Source organism: Empedobacter sp. UBA7611, from assembly GCF_002484365.1.
GTDB classification, from domain to species: Bacteria; Bacteroidota; Bacteroidia; order Flavobacteriales; family Weeksellaceae; genus Empedobacter; species Empedobacter falsenii_B.
The window spans coordinates 33598-50862 of the sequence record NZ_DLJR01000031.1; the positions used below are offsets into that span (position 1 = coordinate 33598).

14 protein-coding genes are annotated in these 17265 nt (G+C 32.1%); 6 read left to right on the forward strand and 8 right to left on the reverse strand.

Annotated features, from left to right (window positions below):
• Positions 1 to 22 precede the first annotated feature (22 nt).
• The 4 genes from B3R94_RS04280 (at position 23) to dnaJ (ending at position 6137) form a co-directional block, all read left to right on the forward strand.
• Positions 23 to 1714: a M23 family metallopeptidase gene (locus B3R94_RS04280; protein ID WP_291098910.1), complete on the forward strand. Its 1692-nt coding sequence runs from the start codon at positions 23 to 25 to the stop codon at positions 1712 to 1714.
• Positions 1662 to 4100 (forward strand): TonB-dependent receptor, encoded by a 2439-nt coding sequence (locus B3R94_RS04285; RefSeq protein ID WP_291098912.1) that lies wholly within the window; start codon positions 1662 to 1664, stop codon positions 4098 to 4100. The genes B3R94_RS04280 and B3R94_RS04285 overlap by 53 nt, the downstream gene beginning before the upstream one ends.
• Positions 4101 to 4440: 340 nt before the next feature.
• Positions 4441 to 4998, forward strand: a complete 558-nt coding sequence (locus B3R94_RS04290; protein WP_260391935.1) for a nucleotide exchange factor GrpE — start codon at positions 4441 to 4443, stop codon at positions 4996 to 4998.
• Positions 4999 to 5012: 14 nt separating this feature from the next.
• The gene (gene dnaJ, locus B3R94_RS04295; protein WP_291098915.1) at positions 5013 to 6137 is read left to right on the forward strand and encodes a molecular chaperone DnaJ; all 1125 of its coding nucleotides are present in this window, start codon (positions 5013 to 5015) and stop codon (positions 6135 to 6137) included.
• A 75-nt stretch (positions 6138 to 6212) separates the two neighbouring features.
• Here the strand turns inward: dnaJ and B3R94_RS04300 are convergent, their stop codons facing one another.
• The 6 genes from B3R94_RS04300 to B3R94_RS04325 all read right to left on the reverse strand — a co-directional run bounded on the left by B3R94_RS04300 (position 6213) and on the right by B3R94_RS04325 (position 12531).
• Positions 6213 to 7997: an endonuclease gene (locus B3R94_RS04300; protein WP_291098918.1), complete on the reverse strand. Its 1785-nt coding sequence runs from the start codon at positions 7995 to 7997 to the stop codon at positions 6213 to 6215.
• Between the two features lie 11 nt (positions 7998 to 8008).
• Entirely contained in the window at positions 8009 to 8578 is a 570-nt protein-coding gene (locus B3R94_RS04305; RefSeq protein ID WP_115001257.1) for a tRNA methyl transferase PRC-barrel domain-containing protein, read from the reverse strand.
• Positions 8579 to 8700: 122 nt separating this feature from the next.
• Entirely contained in the window at positions 8701 to 9066 is a 366-nt protein-coding gene (locus tag B3R94_RS04310) for a heavy-metal-associated domain-containing protein (RefSeq protein WP_115001258.1), read from the reverse strand.
• Between the two features lie 22 nt (positions 9067 to 9088).
• The gene (locus B3R94_RS04315) at positions 9089 to 11338 is read right to left on the reverse strand and encodes a TonB-dependent receptor (RefSeq protein ID WP_291098921.1); all 2250 of its coding nucleotides are present in this window, start codon (positions 11336 to 11338) and stop codon (positions 9089 to 9091) included.
• 128 nt (positions 11339 to 11466) lie between these two features.
• On the reverse strand, positions 11467 to 11913 hold the full coding sequence (locus B3R94_RS04320; RefSeq protein ID WP_125349052.1) for an HYC_CC_PP family protein: 447 nt from the start codon (positions 11911 to 11913) through the stop codon (positions 11467 to 11469).
• Positions 11914 to 12012: 99 nt separating this feature from the next.
• A complete protein-coding gene (locus B3R94_RS04325) occupies positions 12013 to 12531 on the reverse strand; it encodes a hypothetical protein (protein WP_115001264.1) in 519 nt (172 codons plus the stop codon).
• A 205-nt stretch (positions 12532 to 12736) separates the two neighbouring features.
• Here B3R94_RS04325 and B3R94_RS04330 point away from each other — a divergent pair, with 205 nt between their 5' ends.
• Complete coding sequence (locus tag B3R94_RS04330) at positions 12737 to 14272, forward strand: glycine--tRNA ligase (protein WP_115001265.1); 1536 nt, start codon at positions 12737 to 12739, stop codon at positions 14270 to 14272.
• A gap of 134 nt (positions 14273 to 14406) precedes the next feature.
• Positions 14407 to 14748, forward strand: a complete 342-nt coding sequence (locus B3R94_RS04335; protein WP_115001266.1) for a phage holin family protein — start codon at positions 14407 to 14409, stop codon at positions 14746 to 14748.
• A 66-nt stretch (positions 14749 to 14814) separates the two neighbouring features.
• Here the strand turns inward: B3R94_RS04335 and B3R94_RS04340 are convergent, their stop codons facing one another.
• Positions 14815 to 15564, reverse strand: coding sequence for a polysaccharide deacetylase family protein (locus B3R94_RS04340; RefSeq protein ID WP_291098924.1), 750 nt, complete (start codon positions 15562 to 15564; stop codon positions 14815 to 14817).
• Positions 15565 to 15604: 40 nt separating this feature from the next.
• Positions 15605 to 16624 carry a helix-turn-helix transcriptional regulator gene (locus B3R94_RS04345; RefSeq protein ID WP_115001268.1) on the reverse strand — a complete coding sequence of 340 codons (1020 nt, stop codon included), beginning with the start codon at positions 16622 to 16624 and terminating at the stop codon, positions 15605 to 15607.
• Positions 16625 to 17265: the final 641 nt, after the last annotated feature.

Sequence of the window (17265 nt, forward strand, 5' to 3'; positions counted from 1 at the left end):
TGTTAATTATTGAAAAGAAAAAATGAAAGTGATTAAGCCAATTTTCCTAAACTTATTACTAAGTTCTGTTGTTTTTGGACAACGATCAGAACAACCAAAATCTGAAACATATCCAAAAAACATCTTCCAAAATCCTTTAGAAATTACCAATTATTTAGCTGGTAATTTTGGAGAATTACGTGCCAATCATTTCCACGCTGGGCTTGATATCAAAACTCAACAACGAGAAGGTCTGAAAGTAAAAGCGGTTGGAGACGGTTACATTTCTCGCATTAATATTTCGCCAACAGGTTATGGAAATGCACTTTATATCGATCACCCAAACGGATATACTTCTGTTTATGCCCATTTGAGAGAATTTACGCCCGAATTGCAAGAATATGTGCGCAAACAACAATATGCAAACGAAACGTTTAAGATAGAATTGCATCCAAAACCAAACGAACTTCCTGTAAAAATGGGCGATTTGATTGCTCTTTCTGGAAATTCTGGAGGTTCTGGAGGTCCACATTTACATTTCGAAATTCGTGATACCAAAACAGAAGAACCAATTAATCCTTTTTACTTCGGTTTTGATTTACCTGATACTCGAAAACCATCTATTTTAGGCCTATATGCTTATCCAATTTATGGCGATGTGAATCAAAAAACCAATCGTGTTGTTGTGGTAAATGGAGGTACAATTTCTGCCTCTGGCGCAATAGGTTTTGGTGTAAAAGCCTATGACAAACACAATGGAGCAGAAAATAACAATGGAGTTCATCAAATTAATATTTATGTGAATGATGAACCGATTTATACGTTTACTTCTAATCGTTTTTCGTTTGATGAAGCGCGAGCTATAAATAGTGTTTGCGATTATGGCGATATTCAGAAAAATAACAGTTGGGTGTATCAAGGATTTGTGAAAGATGGGAATCCTGTCAGAATGTATTCAAATCTAAAAAACAATGGAATTTTAGAACTTGAAGAAGGAAAATCGTACAAAGTAAAAATTGACGTTTCTGATTATGCAGGAAATTTATCTTCGCAATCTTTTACAGTTAATGGAAAAGCATTTGTAGACTCTGCAAAACTTCCTGAAACAAATCCAATGTTGTGGAACAAAGAAAATCATTTCAAATCTGATGGAATCGAAATATTTTTCCCTAAAAATATTTTTTATGAAGATTTTGATTTAGCTTATAAATTCTCGAATGGTAAACATTGGGTGGGCGATTATTATATACCAGTTCATCAAACTTACACGTTAGCAATAGAACCGACTACTGACATTCCAACAGCGCAATTGGACAAAGCTGTTATTGTACGCGAATATCAAAAAAGAGGTGCTTGGAAAAAAGATTATTTAACAACAGAGCTCAAAAATGGAAAGCTTGTTGCAAATCCAAAAGATTTTGGTGTTTTTTCTATTTTAATTGACAATACTAAACCGACAATTACTCCGTTAAATATCAAATCAGATAGTCAATTTACTCAAGCTAATGCTATTATCAAATTTACAATTGATGATGCACAATCTGGGATAAAAGATTATAAAGCTTATATCGATGGTAAGTGGGTTTTAGCCGAATATGATCAAAAAATTAAACGATTATCAATTAATTTGAACAAAGAACAGATTTCGGTTGGCAACCATCAATTAGAATTAAACGTGAAAGATGAAAAAAACAACACAGCAACATACTCTACAACATTCAAAAAGATTTCTTAGTACCATAAGTTTATCTCTTTTGGGTGGAATTTTATTTGCTCAAACTGCGCAAATTAATGGTAAAGTTGTCGACGAAAATAGAATTCCAATTAGTGAAGCTGAGATTATTGTCAACGATCAATCTTATTTTACAGATCAAAATGGTAATTTCAAAATTGATATTCCATCAAATTCTTCCGTTACCGTAACTTTTAACAACAATGGTTATCATTCGTTTGCACAAACTTTTACGCTAAAAGATAAAAACAAGAAAGAGATTTTTGTTCAATTAGTTCCTGATCAAACCAATGCAATCGAATTAGGTGAAGCAACTATTTCTTTTCAATCCAATAAAAATAAACCTTTGCAAAGTACCGTTTTGAGTGCTGCGCAAATGCAACAAGGACCAAGTTTGACTGGCGGAGTTGCCGATTTATTGAAAACATTGCCTTTCGTAAATTCGAATACAGAATTAAGTTCGCAATATATGGTTCGCGGAGGAAATTATGACGAAAATTTAATTTACGTTAACGGAATCGAAGTTTATAAACCTCAATTGATTCGTTCTGGCGAACAAGAAGGTTTAGGTTTTGTAAATCCTGCGATGACGCAATTTATCAACTTTTCTGCTGGTGGTTGGGAAGCAAAATACGGCGACAAAATGTCTTCTGTTTTAGATGTTACCTACAAACGCCCAACAAAATTTGAAGGACAATTAGAAGCAAGTTTAATGGGCGGAAGTTTGACATTAGGCGGAGGTTCTAAAGACAAAAAACTTTCGGCAATTGTTGGAGCTCGTTATCAAAACAGAAATTTAGTGTTGAATACCTTAAAAGGTGATACCAATTTCAATCCTGAATATTACGATGTGCAAGCCAATATCAATTATAAATTAAATGATAAATGGAATGTTGCATTTTTGGGAACAATGTCACGTTCGCGCTACGAAATGTTTCCTATAAAACGTGAAACTTATATCAATACAATGGATACTCCCTTGTTGCTAACTGTTTTTTATGACGGAAAAGAAGATGATAAATTTGCGACAGAAACAGGAAGTTTATCATTTACGTATCAACCAAATTCTAAAGTAGATTTAGGGTTAGATGTTTTTGCTTATCATTCGAAAGAGCGCGAATATTTTGATATTCAAGGTTCTTATTTCATTTCTGAAGTAGACGAAAAAGGCCATGCTACTTCTACGAATGATGTTGGTTCGCAAATCGATCATGCACGAAATAATTTTGATGCATTAGTTGCCGGAATTCAACACAAAGGAAAATACAAAATCAACGGAAACAATGATATTGAGTGGGGTGCAAAATTTCAACAAGAAGATATTCGTGATTTATTAGGTGAATGGCAAGCAATCGATTCGACAGGATATGTTATGAATCCAAATCCAGGAAATGGTTTGAATTTAAGTTATTATGTCAATTCAAAAAATAATTTAAAAACCAATCGTATTTCAGGTTACGCACAATATACAAGCAAATTCATGTGGAATGATGCGAAAGTGATGTTCAACGCTGGTGTACGTGCAGCTTATTGGGATTTTAACGAAGAAACAACTGTTTCGCCTCGTGCTCAAATCGCTGTTAAACCAGATTGGGAAAGCGATATGTTGTTCCGTTTTTCGACAGGTATTTATTATCAACCTCCCTTCTATCGCGAAATTCGTCGTTTAGATGGTTCTTTGAATGATAAAGTAAAATCGCAACAATCAATTCATTTTATATTTGGAAACGATTACGAATTCAAATGGATGGATCGTCCGTTCAAATTAACAACTGAGGTTTATTACAAAATCTTAAACGATTTGAATCCGTATTATGTAGACAATGTAAGAATTCGTTATACGGCAGATAACAACTCCAAAGGTTATGCGTATGGACTTGACATGCATTTATTTGGGCAGTTTGTTCCAGGAATCGATTCTTGGTTCTCGGCTTCGTATGCGCGCGCTTATCAAAATATTGATGACAGAGGAAATATTCCATTACCAACAGATCCGCGTTTCAAATTATCTGCATTTTTCCAAGATTATATGGAGTTTTTACCATCTTTCAAAGTGAATGTAAATTTGATTTATGCTTCTGGTTTACCAAACGGAGCACCACAATTTGCAGATCCTTACCAATACCAAACAACGTTGACAGATTACAAACGTGTTGACATTGGTTTTGTGAAAGAAATTATTAATCAAAAAGAATTGAAACCATCAAAAGGAACATTCTGGAGTAATTTCAAAGAAATTTCGATTGGTGTAGATGTTTTCAATGTGTTTGATATTAAAAACGAAATCAGTAATTCATGGATTCGCGACGTAAATTCGAGTGCAGTTTACACAATGCCAAATTATTTGACAGGACGTTTCTTGAATGGAAAGATTAATTTTAAGTTTTAAGATAATTTTTTATCCTTATAATGTCAAGTTGAATTCATTTCAACTTCGCATCCTCAAAGTAAAACTCGCAAGATGTGTTTCTGAAACAAGTTTAGAATAACACTTTGATAAATAAGAAAATATTATTTCATCTAACTTCTCGATACAATTTTCTTTGAAAATCACTCGAAGTGACGAAATTTAATTCTACTAAAACTCAAATCAAAAAAACTTTATACATTTACCGAAGCACTTCTAACGACAGAAGTGCTTCTTTTTTATTTAAAATCTGACAAAACGACACATAATGGGCATTGGCAAACTATTTGATTCAATCAGAAACAAAAAAACTAATAAGAATATGTCTGACCAAAATATACACGAAGAATTAGAGAACGAGAATCTTCAAGAAAACGTTCAAGAGAGTGATAACACTGTAGAACAACCACAAGAAGAAACTGCTGGAAAGTCAGAATTAGAAATTGTTAAGGAACAATTAGCAAAAGAAAAAGACCAATATTTACGTTTATTTGCAGAGTTTGACAACTTCAAAAAACGTACTTCGCGCGAACGTATGGACATTTTCAAGACGGCAAATAAAGAAGTTATTACATCTTTATTACCTGTTTTAGATGATTTTGGACGCGCTTTAAATCAAATTGAAAAGTCAGGAGACGACAGCTTACATCAAGGTGTTGAATTAATCAATAATAAATTAGTAGAAACGTTACGTGCAAAAGGTTTGAAAGAAATGGAGACTAAAGCTGGAGACGATTTCAATACTGATTTACACGAAGCAATTACTCAAATTCCTGCTCCAACGGAGGATTTAAAAGGAAAAATTGTAGACGTTGTAGAAACGGGTTATTTATTAAATGATGTGGTAGTTCGCTACGCGAAAGTTGTTGTTGGATTATAATTTAGATTAAGAAAATGTCATCAAAAAGAGATTATTACGAAATATTGCAGGTCGAAAGATCTGCAACATCAGAGCATATCAAGAAAGCCTATCGTAAACTTGCCATCAAATATCACCCTGACAAAAATCCTGGTGACAAAGAGGCAGAAGATAAATTTAAAGAAGCTGCAGAAGCTTACGAAGTTTTAAGCGACGACAACAAACGTGCACGTTACGACCAATTCGGACATGCAGGAATGGGCGGAGCTGCTGGCGGAGGATTCGGCGGTGGCGGCGGAATGAATATGGAAGATATTTTCTCTCATTTCGGCGATATCTTTGGAGGCGGAGGATTCGGTGGTGGATTTGGAGGTCAATCTCGTGGTCCACGTCGAATGAAAGGTTCTGATTTGCGTATTCGCGTAAAATTGAACTTAGAAGAAATGGTTAACGGTTGCGAAAAGAAAGTAAAAGTTAAACGTTTTAAACAAGCAGATGGCGTTACATCTAAAACATGTCCATCTTGTGGCGGTTCTGGACAACAAGTCCGTGTTACCAACACATTTTTAGGACAAATGCAAACTGCTACAACTTGTGGAACTTGTCAAGGAGTAGGAAAAGTTGCAGACAAAATTCCTTCGGGAGCAAATAATCAAGGATTAATCAAAGTTGAGGAAACAATCGATCTTAAAATTCCAGCTGGAGCAAGAGAAGGAATTCAATTGCAAGTTCGTGGAAAAGGTAACGATGCGCCTTTTGATGGTATTCCTGGTGATTTACTTGTTTTGATTGAAGAAGAAGAACACGACACTTTGAAACGTGATGGAAACAACTTACATTTTGATTTGTATATTTCTATCCCAGATGCTGTTTTAGGTGCTTCTAAAGAAATTCCGACGGTTAATGGAAAAGTAAAAATTAAAATTGACAAAGGAACTCAATCAGGAAAAGTATTACGTTTAAAAGGTCAAGGTTTACCAGATTTGAACGGTTACGGAAAAGGTGATTTATTTGTGCATGTTAACATTTGGACACCAACTCATTTATCGAAAGATCAAGAAGCGTATTTTGAAAAAATGAGAGACGATGATCATTTCTCACCAGAACCTTCGAAAAATGAAAAATCATTCTTTGAACGTGTAAAAGATATGTTTCAGTAATTGAAAAATATATAACAAAAAAATCCATCTCAAATGAGATGGATTTTTTTTGTTTATCATTAAGATGATATTTTTTTAATCTACAATAATCTTATTAGATTGATTTTTCGTTTTAATAATATAAACACCTTTTGTTAATTTATTCAATTTAACTTTAGAGTTATTTGTTACATTTTGAATTGTTTGGACTAATTGTCCATTGATAGTAAAAATTTGAATAGTTTCTTTATTTTCAATTCCATTGACAACAAATTCATGATTTTTAACTGGATTAGGATAAATAACTAGTTTATTATTTTGTTTTTTAACCTCATCTGTTGCTAATTTTTCGTAACAAGTCCATGATAAATTATCAAAAGAAACACGGTTATTTGAAGTTTCATCTATCAACTCAATAACAACATCTCCTTCAATATTAATATTATCAATTTTTGTTGTTTTAGCTGTTTTAGAATAAGGTATTTGTCCTTTTACTTCTCCATTAATTTTTAATGTATAAAATCCATCAGAATCTGCAAAAGGAAGATATGTTTTTACTGATAAAGAACCTATTCCTCCAGAAATTGTAGATGATTTTAAATTTCCTTTTCTAATACAAATTGCTTTATTACTATCTCCATCGATATAAATTTGCTTGTCTGTTCTTGCATTTATTGCAGTCCACACAATTCCTCTATTCGACCAAGTTCTATCTGTGTAAGATGATGCTGGAGGTGTACTTCCTGTAGATGGAATATTTTCAAAATCCTCTGTTCCACAGCTTGTTCCTTCTCCTGAACCTCCTCCTATATTAGATTCTTTTGTTGTTACTTGAATTACAGTACTATTATCCGATTTATTTCCAGCTACATCTTTTGCTACAACATAAAAAGAATAAGTTGTCGAAGGATTTAATCCAGAAACTGTTCCGTTATTACTATAAACAGTTGTATTATATGTATTGTCTACATAAATATCATATTTATTAACACCTACATTATCTCTAGAAGCTGTCCAAGTTAACGACACACTTGATGATGTAATCGTTGTTGAAGCTAAATTTGTTGGCGCAGTAGGTTTTTCAGTATCTTCTTCAGAACCTCCTCCTTCACCAAAAGATTCTGGCCAATTATTTTGCGCTTTAGGACCTCCCCAAATAACAGTTGCTAAATATGGATTATCGATAAATGGATTTCTATTTCCTTGAACATTCGCTACAACGTTATTTCTTTGAATTTCAAATTGTGAAACAGGATCTTCTACATTCCATTTCAAAAGAATATCAGGGAAATCTGACGAATACGTACTTGGTCCAAAGGTAATGTTAAGAGGTAAAGTTCGTTTGTCATAACGTACATACATATACATTAAAATTCTCGCAACATCTCCTTTCCATTCATCACCTGGATACCAACCACCACGGCTCGTTTTCATTGCCATTGCTCCTACTCCATCATCAAAAAGCAAACTTCCACGAGTACTATTCAATGTGACATCAGCAGGACGTAAATGATGTCCGTCTGATCCAGGTCCAGAAGTTCCTAAATTTGGCGTTCCTTTAGATTTTGCATAAACATGCTCTCTATTCCAAGATCCTGAAAAAGCACGACTTCTTTGATGCGTACCTGAACTTTGAGATCCATAAATCAACAATAAATTAGATGGATTTTGAGGATCGGCATCACTTGTTTGAAATAAATTTTTCAAACCTTCTGAATAAGAAACATTTTGCTTATGAGTATCAGTAATTAATTTAGCAAAATCATTTTTCAACTCATTCTTCGTTTTACTAAAATTAATGCTTGAATAATACGCAGGTGCTTTTTGAGCTTGTGCGAATAATGCTAAAGCAAATGATAAAAAAGTAAATTTCAATTTCATTTTAATAACAATTATTTGTTTAATAGTATAACTTCCTTGTTTTCATAAGAAAGCCTTAATGTGTAATTTTTCATTATCAAAGGAATTTGTTTTTCGAACTCCAAAAAATAGATTTTTCCAAATTGATAAAACCTCGCATTTATTTCTTCTTTCAAATATGTAGATGCAACATTAGCTTCTATTTCATTGATTAAAAATGGTTTTTCTAACCAACTTATATTTTGTTCTTCAAAAAAGAATACATCTGTAAAAAGGCCTGGATGATTTTTTCCTTGTCCTATAAAAATTCTGTTTTCGCGTTCATCAATTCCAATCACATAAACCGGAAATTCTTTTCCGCTAACATTTAAACCTTTTCGTTGTCCTATTTCAAATTTTTCTATTCCAGTATGTTCTCCCACAATAAAACCATCAAACAAAGAATAATTTCTTTGGTTTACCTTCCAAGAAAGTTCTTCTTCTTTTGATTGAAAAGATGGTTTTTCCATATTATAAATAGAAGAATTTTTTGGAATTTCTACAATTTGACCTATTTTCACTTCAATTAATTTATTTGTTTCTTTCCAAAAAAGGAAAGCCATAAATATAGAATGTTAATGTTAACTAAAAGTTAAAAATAAAATTTTCATTTTTAAACTATTAACATCTTATAAACAAAAAAGGGATTTCTAATTGAAATCCCTTTTTTGTATTTTAAAATCTTTTAATGACTATGCGTGTTAGCTTCCCCAGCTGAACCTTCACGATCATATGAACAACAAGAAGGTAAATTTCCGTACACTTTTTCTTCTGCACGTTTATTATCAGTATCGTGACCAACCGCTACTACAGCGTTTTCTACATCATCCACTTTACTCTTTTTCTCATTCAATATAATATGTAAATTTTGCGTATTACTATCCCATTCAGCAGATTTTACACCTTTTACACCATAAGCTGCTTTTTCTATACGATCTTTGCATTGCCTACAATTTCCTTTAACGTGTAAATCGTGTTTTGCATTTTTATTTTGTGCTTGTGCGCTAATTCCTAAAGTCGCAACCAAAGCAAAGGCTAATAATTTTTTCATTATTTTATATTTTTTATGATTTTTATTTTAAACTAAATCTTAATCCAGCGTAATACATTTGTCCAAAAATTGGCGCATAAACAATCGAACTATCGAAATTTGAACCAAAAGGATTATCTGCTCCTAAAATTACGCGATGTTGTTGATAATTCGTTACATTTTCTCCTCCAATATATACTTCAAAACGTTTTGAAAAAACACGTGTAATCTGGAAATTAATTGTCCCAAATGGATTCGAATATTCATTCAACTGATTTTCTGGTAAATTATCTGATGTATTTGGTAAACGCTGTTTTCCAATCCAATTATACGTTGCATCAAAACGCCAATTTTTACCATTTCTTTCGCGTGTTTCGTATTCTAAATTTGTAAAGAAACGATGTTTCGCTTGCAACGGACGTTCTAATTTTCCTTTTTCATAATCTGTTGCGATATCGTAATATTTATAAGATGCTCTAATTTTGAAATTTGTGAATGGATTATAATTAAAATCAAATTGGAACGAATTTGCATACGAATCTCCTTCTAAATTATAAAATCTTACTTGACGAGCCGAATAATCGATATCAGTTACAATTTGATTTTGAAAATCTGTTCGATAAAAATCTGCTGTTACATCTGCATTTTTTCCAAATAATTTAAACTCTTGCGTCACACTAAATCCATAATTCCATGCAATTTCTGGATCTAGACCATATATTTTTCCATTTCTATCGCCCAAAATATTAAATTGTCTTGAAGATGCAAATAAATTCTGATTTTCTGCAAATATATTATTGATTCGTTTTCCACGACCAACCGACGCTTTTATTGTTGTTCCTTTTACAGGTGTATAACGCGTATGCAAACGAGGTGTTAAGAAAAATCCCATTCGATTATGATAATCTCCACGAAGCCCAGCAATCATATTGAAATTCTTCATATTATCAAATGTATATTCGAAAAATGCTCCTGCAGAATTATCAATTCGATCATAATTTACATCAGTCGGAAGCGCTACAAATTCCTTGAATTTATCGTACGTAAAACTCGCTCCTGTAGAAAATTTATTTTTTGTATTGCTAATAATCGAACTGAAAATATAGTTGGAATAAAAACTTTGTTGCTCAATATCATATTGATTCAATCCGAAGTAAGAATCTTGTTTATGATAACTAAACGCCGTTTGCAATCCCATACTTTGATAAGGCATTTCTGGAAAAACATACCCAATTTTTGATGAAACATCCACACGATTTGTATTGATTTCTGAACCCCAATAATTTGTTGTTAATTTATCACGATCTTTATCAAAATCAACTTGTCCTGCTTGTTTTGTATCATTCAAATATCTTGCAGATAAAAATCCGACCCAACCTTTTTCTAAGTTTTGATATTGCCAACGATTCATTACATTAACTTGGTGTCCAAGCGGATTATCTAAAAATCCATCATCGTTCATATCATTCTTCGAAACGCGTGCATTTCCATGCATAAACAAAGAAGTACTCCATTTATCATTCAATTTTTTGTTCAAATGCACATTTCCTTCAAAACGAGAATCTGTCGAACCATAAAGATTCACAAACAACGGAATATCATTTGAAGGTTTTATTAATTCTGTATTAATCTGCCCAGAAATACTTTCGTAACCATTAATCACCGTTCCAGCACCTTTCGTCACCTGAATACTTTCTACCCAAGTTCCTGGCGTAAAACTAAGCCCAAAAGCTTGAGAAGCTCCACGAACATTTGGTATATTTTCTTCTGCAATCAAAATATAAGGAGAGGTTAAACCTAACATTTTAATTTGCTTATTTCCTGTCACAGCATCCGAAAAATTGACATCAATAGAAGGATTTGTCTCGAAAGATTCAGCTAAATTACAACATGCTGCTTTCAACAATTCTTTTCCAGTCATTGTCGTCATATTGGTTGCAAACTTCGATTTTTTAAGCGAACTACTTGTATCACGAACCACAACTTCATTCAACGAAGTATCCCCAAAATGATCTTTTACATTGATGGTGATATTCTGAAATTCGTCTTTTAATTCCTTAAAAGTTGTTGTTTCATTGTCATAAAAAACACCTAAAATTGAGGTTGGTTGATAATTTTCGATCTCAAAGTTTCCTTTTTCATCTGTAATAACAGTAATATCTGACGATTGCCAAAACACTTCTGCTCCAACGATTGGTTGTTGATTTTGATCTGTAATTTTTCCTTTTAAAGTAGATTGTGCGTAAGAAAACGCAGCACTTAGTATAAATACTGAAGTGAATATTTTTTTCATTTTTACGATTTAAGGCTCAATGCCTATTTATTATTGTGTACTTGTTGATTAGATTTTCATCAAATACTTTAATATTTAGATAATAGCGTATTGTTTTCTGATTAATTTAATCAAAAAATAAACGGGTATTACCCTTCGTAAAATGTTAACTGAGAATTGAGTATATAATTTGGCGGTGCATTTGACGCAACATAAAAATCAAGGAAACTAGATTGATTGCTCACCTCTTCATCTTGAATCGGAATTCTAATTTGAAGAATTTCAGAAACTATAAAACTAATCGGAATAAGTTTTTGAATTTTGACAGTTTGCTTTTCTACAAACTTATCCGAATATGAAATATCCTTACAGCAATCATCTTTTTTAGATTTATTGTTTTCCGGTAATTCGCAATGTTTTTTTTCTGTTTTTGGAGGACAACACGAAGTAGAAACTCCCATTTCGTGCGAATTATTATCCAAATGATTCAACTTCACTTGCTCCACCACTCCTTGACAAAAATGCATAGAAAATGCGTAGCTAAGATTTGAAAAAATCAAAACCACCGACAAAACATACTTTATGTAATGTTGCATTTTCATGTTGGACAAAAATAAACAAAAAATTCAAATCAAAACAAACTGAAATTTATATCATTTTCAAAGTTTCTTATAGAATTTTCAGTTTTCATCACTTTATCTTCTTGCCTGTTTGTTCGTCGGAATATTAATAATCCCAGAACCATTTACCAACGATTTATCGTTTTCGTTAACAATTTTCAAAACAACTTCAAAATTTTGCCAATCTATCCCTTGCAAAGTCACTAAACCTGTTGCTTTATCAATCGATTTTATTTTAAATCCTTTATCAGGAAAATCTTGTCCATCGACAATCGGATCAAAATCCAACCCAACTTCTGGCTCAACTTTAAAAGCAGAATCTTGCACAAATTTGTATCGATCTTTAAAACTTTGCGTCAATAATTCATTTTGCTTGATATACTCATCTTCGTTTATTTTTCCAATTGTATCCATGATATAATCAACATAATTATTCATAAAATCAAGCGCAACATTATAATTAACATCCGATTCTTTAACCGAATCTTTCACTTCACTTTCAATTTTATTTTCTGTTGATGAACTAGATGAATTATTAGAATTACAACTTGTAACAAAACTTAATAATAGAACAGGAAGAATAATTTTTTTCATAGGGTTATCTTTTTTTTATGATTTAAAAGTATGTTTTTTTTTGATTGAAATTGAAATAAGTCGAATAATAAAATCAATCATTTTGTTAATAATCTTCTCAAAAAATAGAATAAGCGATTAAAGCCTTACGATTTTATCAAAATATACCTCAATAGTCATCAAAAATCACTAAAATTGCACTTTAAATAAGAACACACAATTAATTATGTCAGAAGATATTTTCAAGAAAGTAGTTTCTCATGCGAAAGAATATGGTTTCATTTTTCAATCGAGTGAGATTTATGATGGATTATCAGCCGTTTACGATTATGGTCAAAACGGAGCTGAGCTAAAAAATAACATCAAACAATATTGGTGGAAAGCAATGGTACAAATGCACGAAAACATTGTCGGCATTGATTCTGCTATTTTTATGCACCCTACTACTTGGAAAGCTTCGGGCCACGTTGACGCGTTTAATGATCCTTTGATTGACAACAAAGATTCTAAAAAACGTTACCGTGCCGATGTTTTAATTGAAGATCATTGTGCAAAAATTGAAGGTAAAATCGAGAAAGAAGTTGCAAAAGCTGCAAAACGTTTCGGAGATGCTTTTGATAAAGATCAATTTGTTGCGACAAATCCTCGTGTTGTAGAATATCAAAATCAAATCAATACAATTTTAGCGCGCATGGGAAAATCTTTGGAAAACGAAGATTTAGATGACGTAAAAGCTTTGATTGAAGAATTAGAAATTGCTGATCCTGTAACGGGTTCTAAAAACTGGACAGAAGTTCGTCAATTCAACTTGATGTTCGGAACAAAATTAGGTGCGACAGCAGATCAAGCAATGGATTTATATTTGCGCCCAGAAACGGCTCAAGGTATTTTCTTGAATTACTTGAACGTACAAAAATCTGGACGTATGAAATTACCTTTCGGAATTGCTCAGATTGGTAAAGCTTTCCGTAATGAGATTGTTGCACGTCAATTTATTTTTCGTCAACGTGAGTTTGAACAAATGGAAATGCAATTTTTCGTAAAACCAGGAACTGAGTTAGATTGGTACGAAAAATGGAAAGAAACACGTTTGCGTTGGCACCAAACATTAGGTTTAGGAAATGAAAATTATCGTTTCCATGATCACGAAAAATTAGCCCACTATGCAAATGCTGCAGCTGATATTGAGTTTAAATTCCCATTCGGATTCAAAGAATTAGAAGGAATTCACTCTCGTACAGATTTCGATTTGAAAGCACACGAACAACATTCGGGTAAAAAAATTCAATATTTCGATAACGAAACAAACGAATCATACACACCTTACGTAGTAGAAACTTCTGTAGGTTTGGATCGTATGTTCTTAGCAGTTTTCTCAAATTCATTGAAAGAAGAAGTTTTAGAAGATGGATCAGAACGTGTAGTGTTGTCTTTACCTGCTGCATTAGCGCCAATTAAAGCGGCTGTTTTACCATTAGTGAAGAAAGATGGTTTACCTGAATTAGCGAAAGAAATTTTGAAAAAATTACGTTTAGATTACAACGTAATGTACGAAGAAAAAGATACGATCGGGAAACGCTACCGTCGTATGGATGCGATTGGAACTCCTTTCTGTATCACTGTTGACCACGATTCATTAAACGATAATTCTGTTACTTTACGTTACCGTGATACAATGGAGCAAAAACGTGTTAATATTAATGAGTTAGCTCAAATTATCGACAAAGAAGTCAACATGAAATATCTTTTTGAACAATTATAAAAAGAATATCTTCTCAATACAATAATACTAAAGCTCAGAAATTTCTGAGCTTTTTTTATTTTTATTAAAATTTTTAACAATTTGGCAAAGCTTTTGATTTTAATCTAGATATATTAATCTAAAAAATACAAATTATGGGCTTTATTATTAATCTTTTGGTATCAGCATTAGTTGTTTTCGGACTTGCTAACATTTTACCTGGAGTATCTGTAAAAGGATATGGTTCTGCGATTATTGTTGCACTTGTTATCGGACTTTTAAATGCTGTTGTAAAACCAATTTTAAACATTATTAGTTTACCTGTAACAATCTTAACATTAGGTTTATTTTCTTTTGTGATTACAGCAATTATTATCTTATTAGCAAGCGCAATTATGGGAGACAGTTTCCATGTTGACGGATTCTGGTACGCATTATTATTTGGTATTGTTTTAGCAATTGTCAATTCTTTAGTTGGAGGAATGATGGGAGACTAATTTATACAAATTACTACATATAAAAAGCTGTCTAATTTTGGACAGCTTTTGTATTTTATAAAAGTTTTATTGAGGATAAAATTTTATTTGCTCAAAAATATAGTTATCATGTTTTTTAAGAAGATCAACCAATTGTTTCAATTCGGACTCTTCCCATTTATTCTGAAACATCTCATCATGAATTAACACAACTATATTATTATTTGTAAAGGTTTTATTCGATTCTAATTGATTAACAATTTGTTTATAAATCGCTTGAACAGATTGCACTGGTGTTCCATCTTTTGCATGATGCGCCCATTCCAAATCCCAACCAATAACTTTATATCCTAACTTCGCTAAACCATCAGCCGTTTGCACTCCTGAAGCTCCATCATTCTTCGATTTCCCATCCAATCTCCACATGTTTCTTCCGGGTAAACGAACAATTTTATCTTGTAATTTTAAGGTCGATTGATTTTTCAAAATATCCGCAACCGACGTTTGCTCGTTACTATAAAACTTTTTGTACTGATCATTCGCATGCGTCCAACTATGATTACATTCTTCGATGTAAGGATTATCTTCGTAATATTTAAAATAATCCGTCATTGTTTTATTTTTCTCCACATGTTCTCCTACAAGAAAAACAGTCACTTTTAACTTCTCATTTTTGAAAACCTCATCAATATTTTCACTTCCATTCAAAGGTCCATCATCAAAAGTTAAATAGATATATTTTTTCACAGAATCACTCGCTTTCTGTGCAAACAAACTTGTCGAGAAGATTAATAAAAAGACACTCAAAAGTGTCATTATTCTTTTATTCCATATCATTTAAGTTAGTTTTTAATGAATTAAATGTATGAAAGAAATTCTATTTTTTATATTTTTCTAATGCTTTTTCTAATCGTGTTTTGATTCTTTTTTTCACTAATCTTGGAGCAAGAATTTCTATTTCTTCTCCAAATCCTAAAAGTTCTCGTTCCAACTCAAAATTATGTACAACTTCTATCGAAAATAAAGTTCCTTCGTCCGTCACTTCCAACACTTTTTGCGTCGCATGAATTGGTTTTGTCACCACATAGGGCGCTAATTTTTTATTCACACGAAAAACAACACGCTGCTCCCTTTCTTTCACACTTTTCGTTACGCCAATCGCATTGTTATAATACGTATCAAAATTAATTTCTTGCTCATCTACAAAAGGTTCATTTGCCAATTCATAAAACTCAACAATTCTATCCAAAGCCAACGTATACAAATTTTTATCTTTTCTCGATTTAGCCAATAAAAACCAGCGATTACGGTATTCTTTCAACAAATACGGATAATAAACTTGTTGTTTTGGTTCTTGATTTTTTGCTTTGAATGATTGATAAGAAATCAACAGAGGTTGCTTCTTCACTATTGCTTGATACAATCGATTCAAATGCTCCAAACCTTTTAACAATGGATTTTCCTCAAACTGAATATAATTTGGTTGTTGATGCGTTTGTTTGGATAAATTATTTTCGAGACGCGTAATAATCTCGTTCATATCATCAAAATAATTAAACCCATTCAATTGTTTCATTACCGAAATCACTTCTTTCATTTTATCTAAATCAGCAGAAGAAACTGGTGAATTATGAATCGAATAGTCATGATCTTCATATTCATAAAACTTTTTTTCTCGAACAACAATTGGCGCATTATAACCCAATTTATCACTTCGCATCACCTGAATGTCGCCCTGAATTGTACGTTTCGAAACACCAGAAGTTATTCCTTCATATTCATACAAAGCTTCCGAAACTTTTTCTATCAAATCTTCTAATGTCCATTTTCTGAAATGATTTTGAAGACATTTATCGATCGTTTGATAACGTATTAATGCAATTTTATTGGTTGCCATGGTTGATTTCTTTGTTCAATACTACAAATTTCAAATCAAAGTACGCAATCTATTTGCGCAGAAATTTTTATTTCAAATTTTATTCAAAATATTTTCAATATAAAACCCTCTGTTAATAATCGTTTACAAATTAATTCGAAAAAATATTTTATTGCGCAATTCACTTGCACACTTCTACTCCAACTTTGTCAAAGGTTTAAAAACCAAACGATTTTAATTATTCCTTGACAAATGTTTCAGTATAGCATTGTAGTAGAAATTGTTTCATCACTTCTATTCTGAATAATTAAAATCTCCAGCGGATGGGTCGTAGGTTCGATTCCTACTTTCAGGAAACTGAAATAGCTCAGTGGGTAGAGCAATTCACACAGACTTTAATCTGTTTATCGCCCGAAAGGGTACCATTGGAAACAAAAGCTAAAAAGTTTTCTTTTCGAATAGAGAATATATTTCCTAGAAATGAATTTGAAATAAGATCAAAAACTTGTTTAAAACCTGAATTTGAAACTTTAGTTGATGATTGATTTCAAAAGTTTAAACTAAAAAATCAAGTCAAAATGATTTGAAAAAAATGATTAAAACAAGAAATCAAAATAAGCTGCTCAAACTTCAAATTCCGTTTTAAAAAAGGAAAATGATTT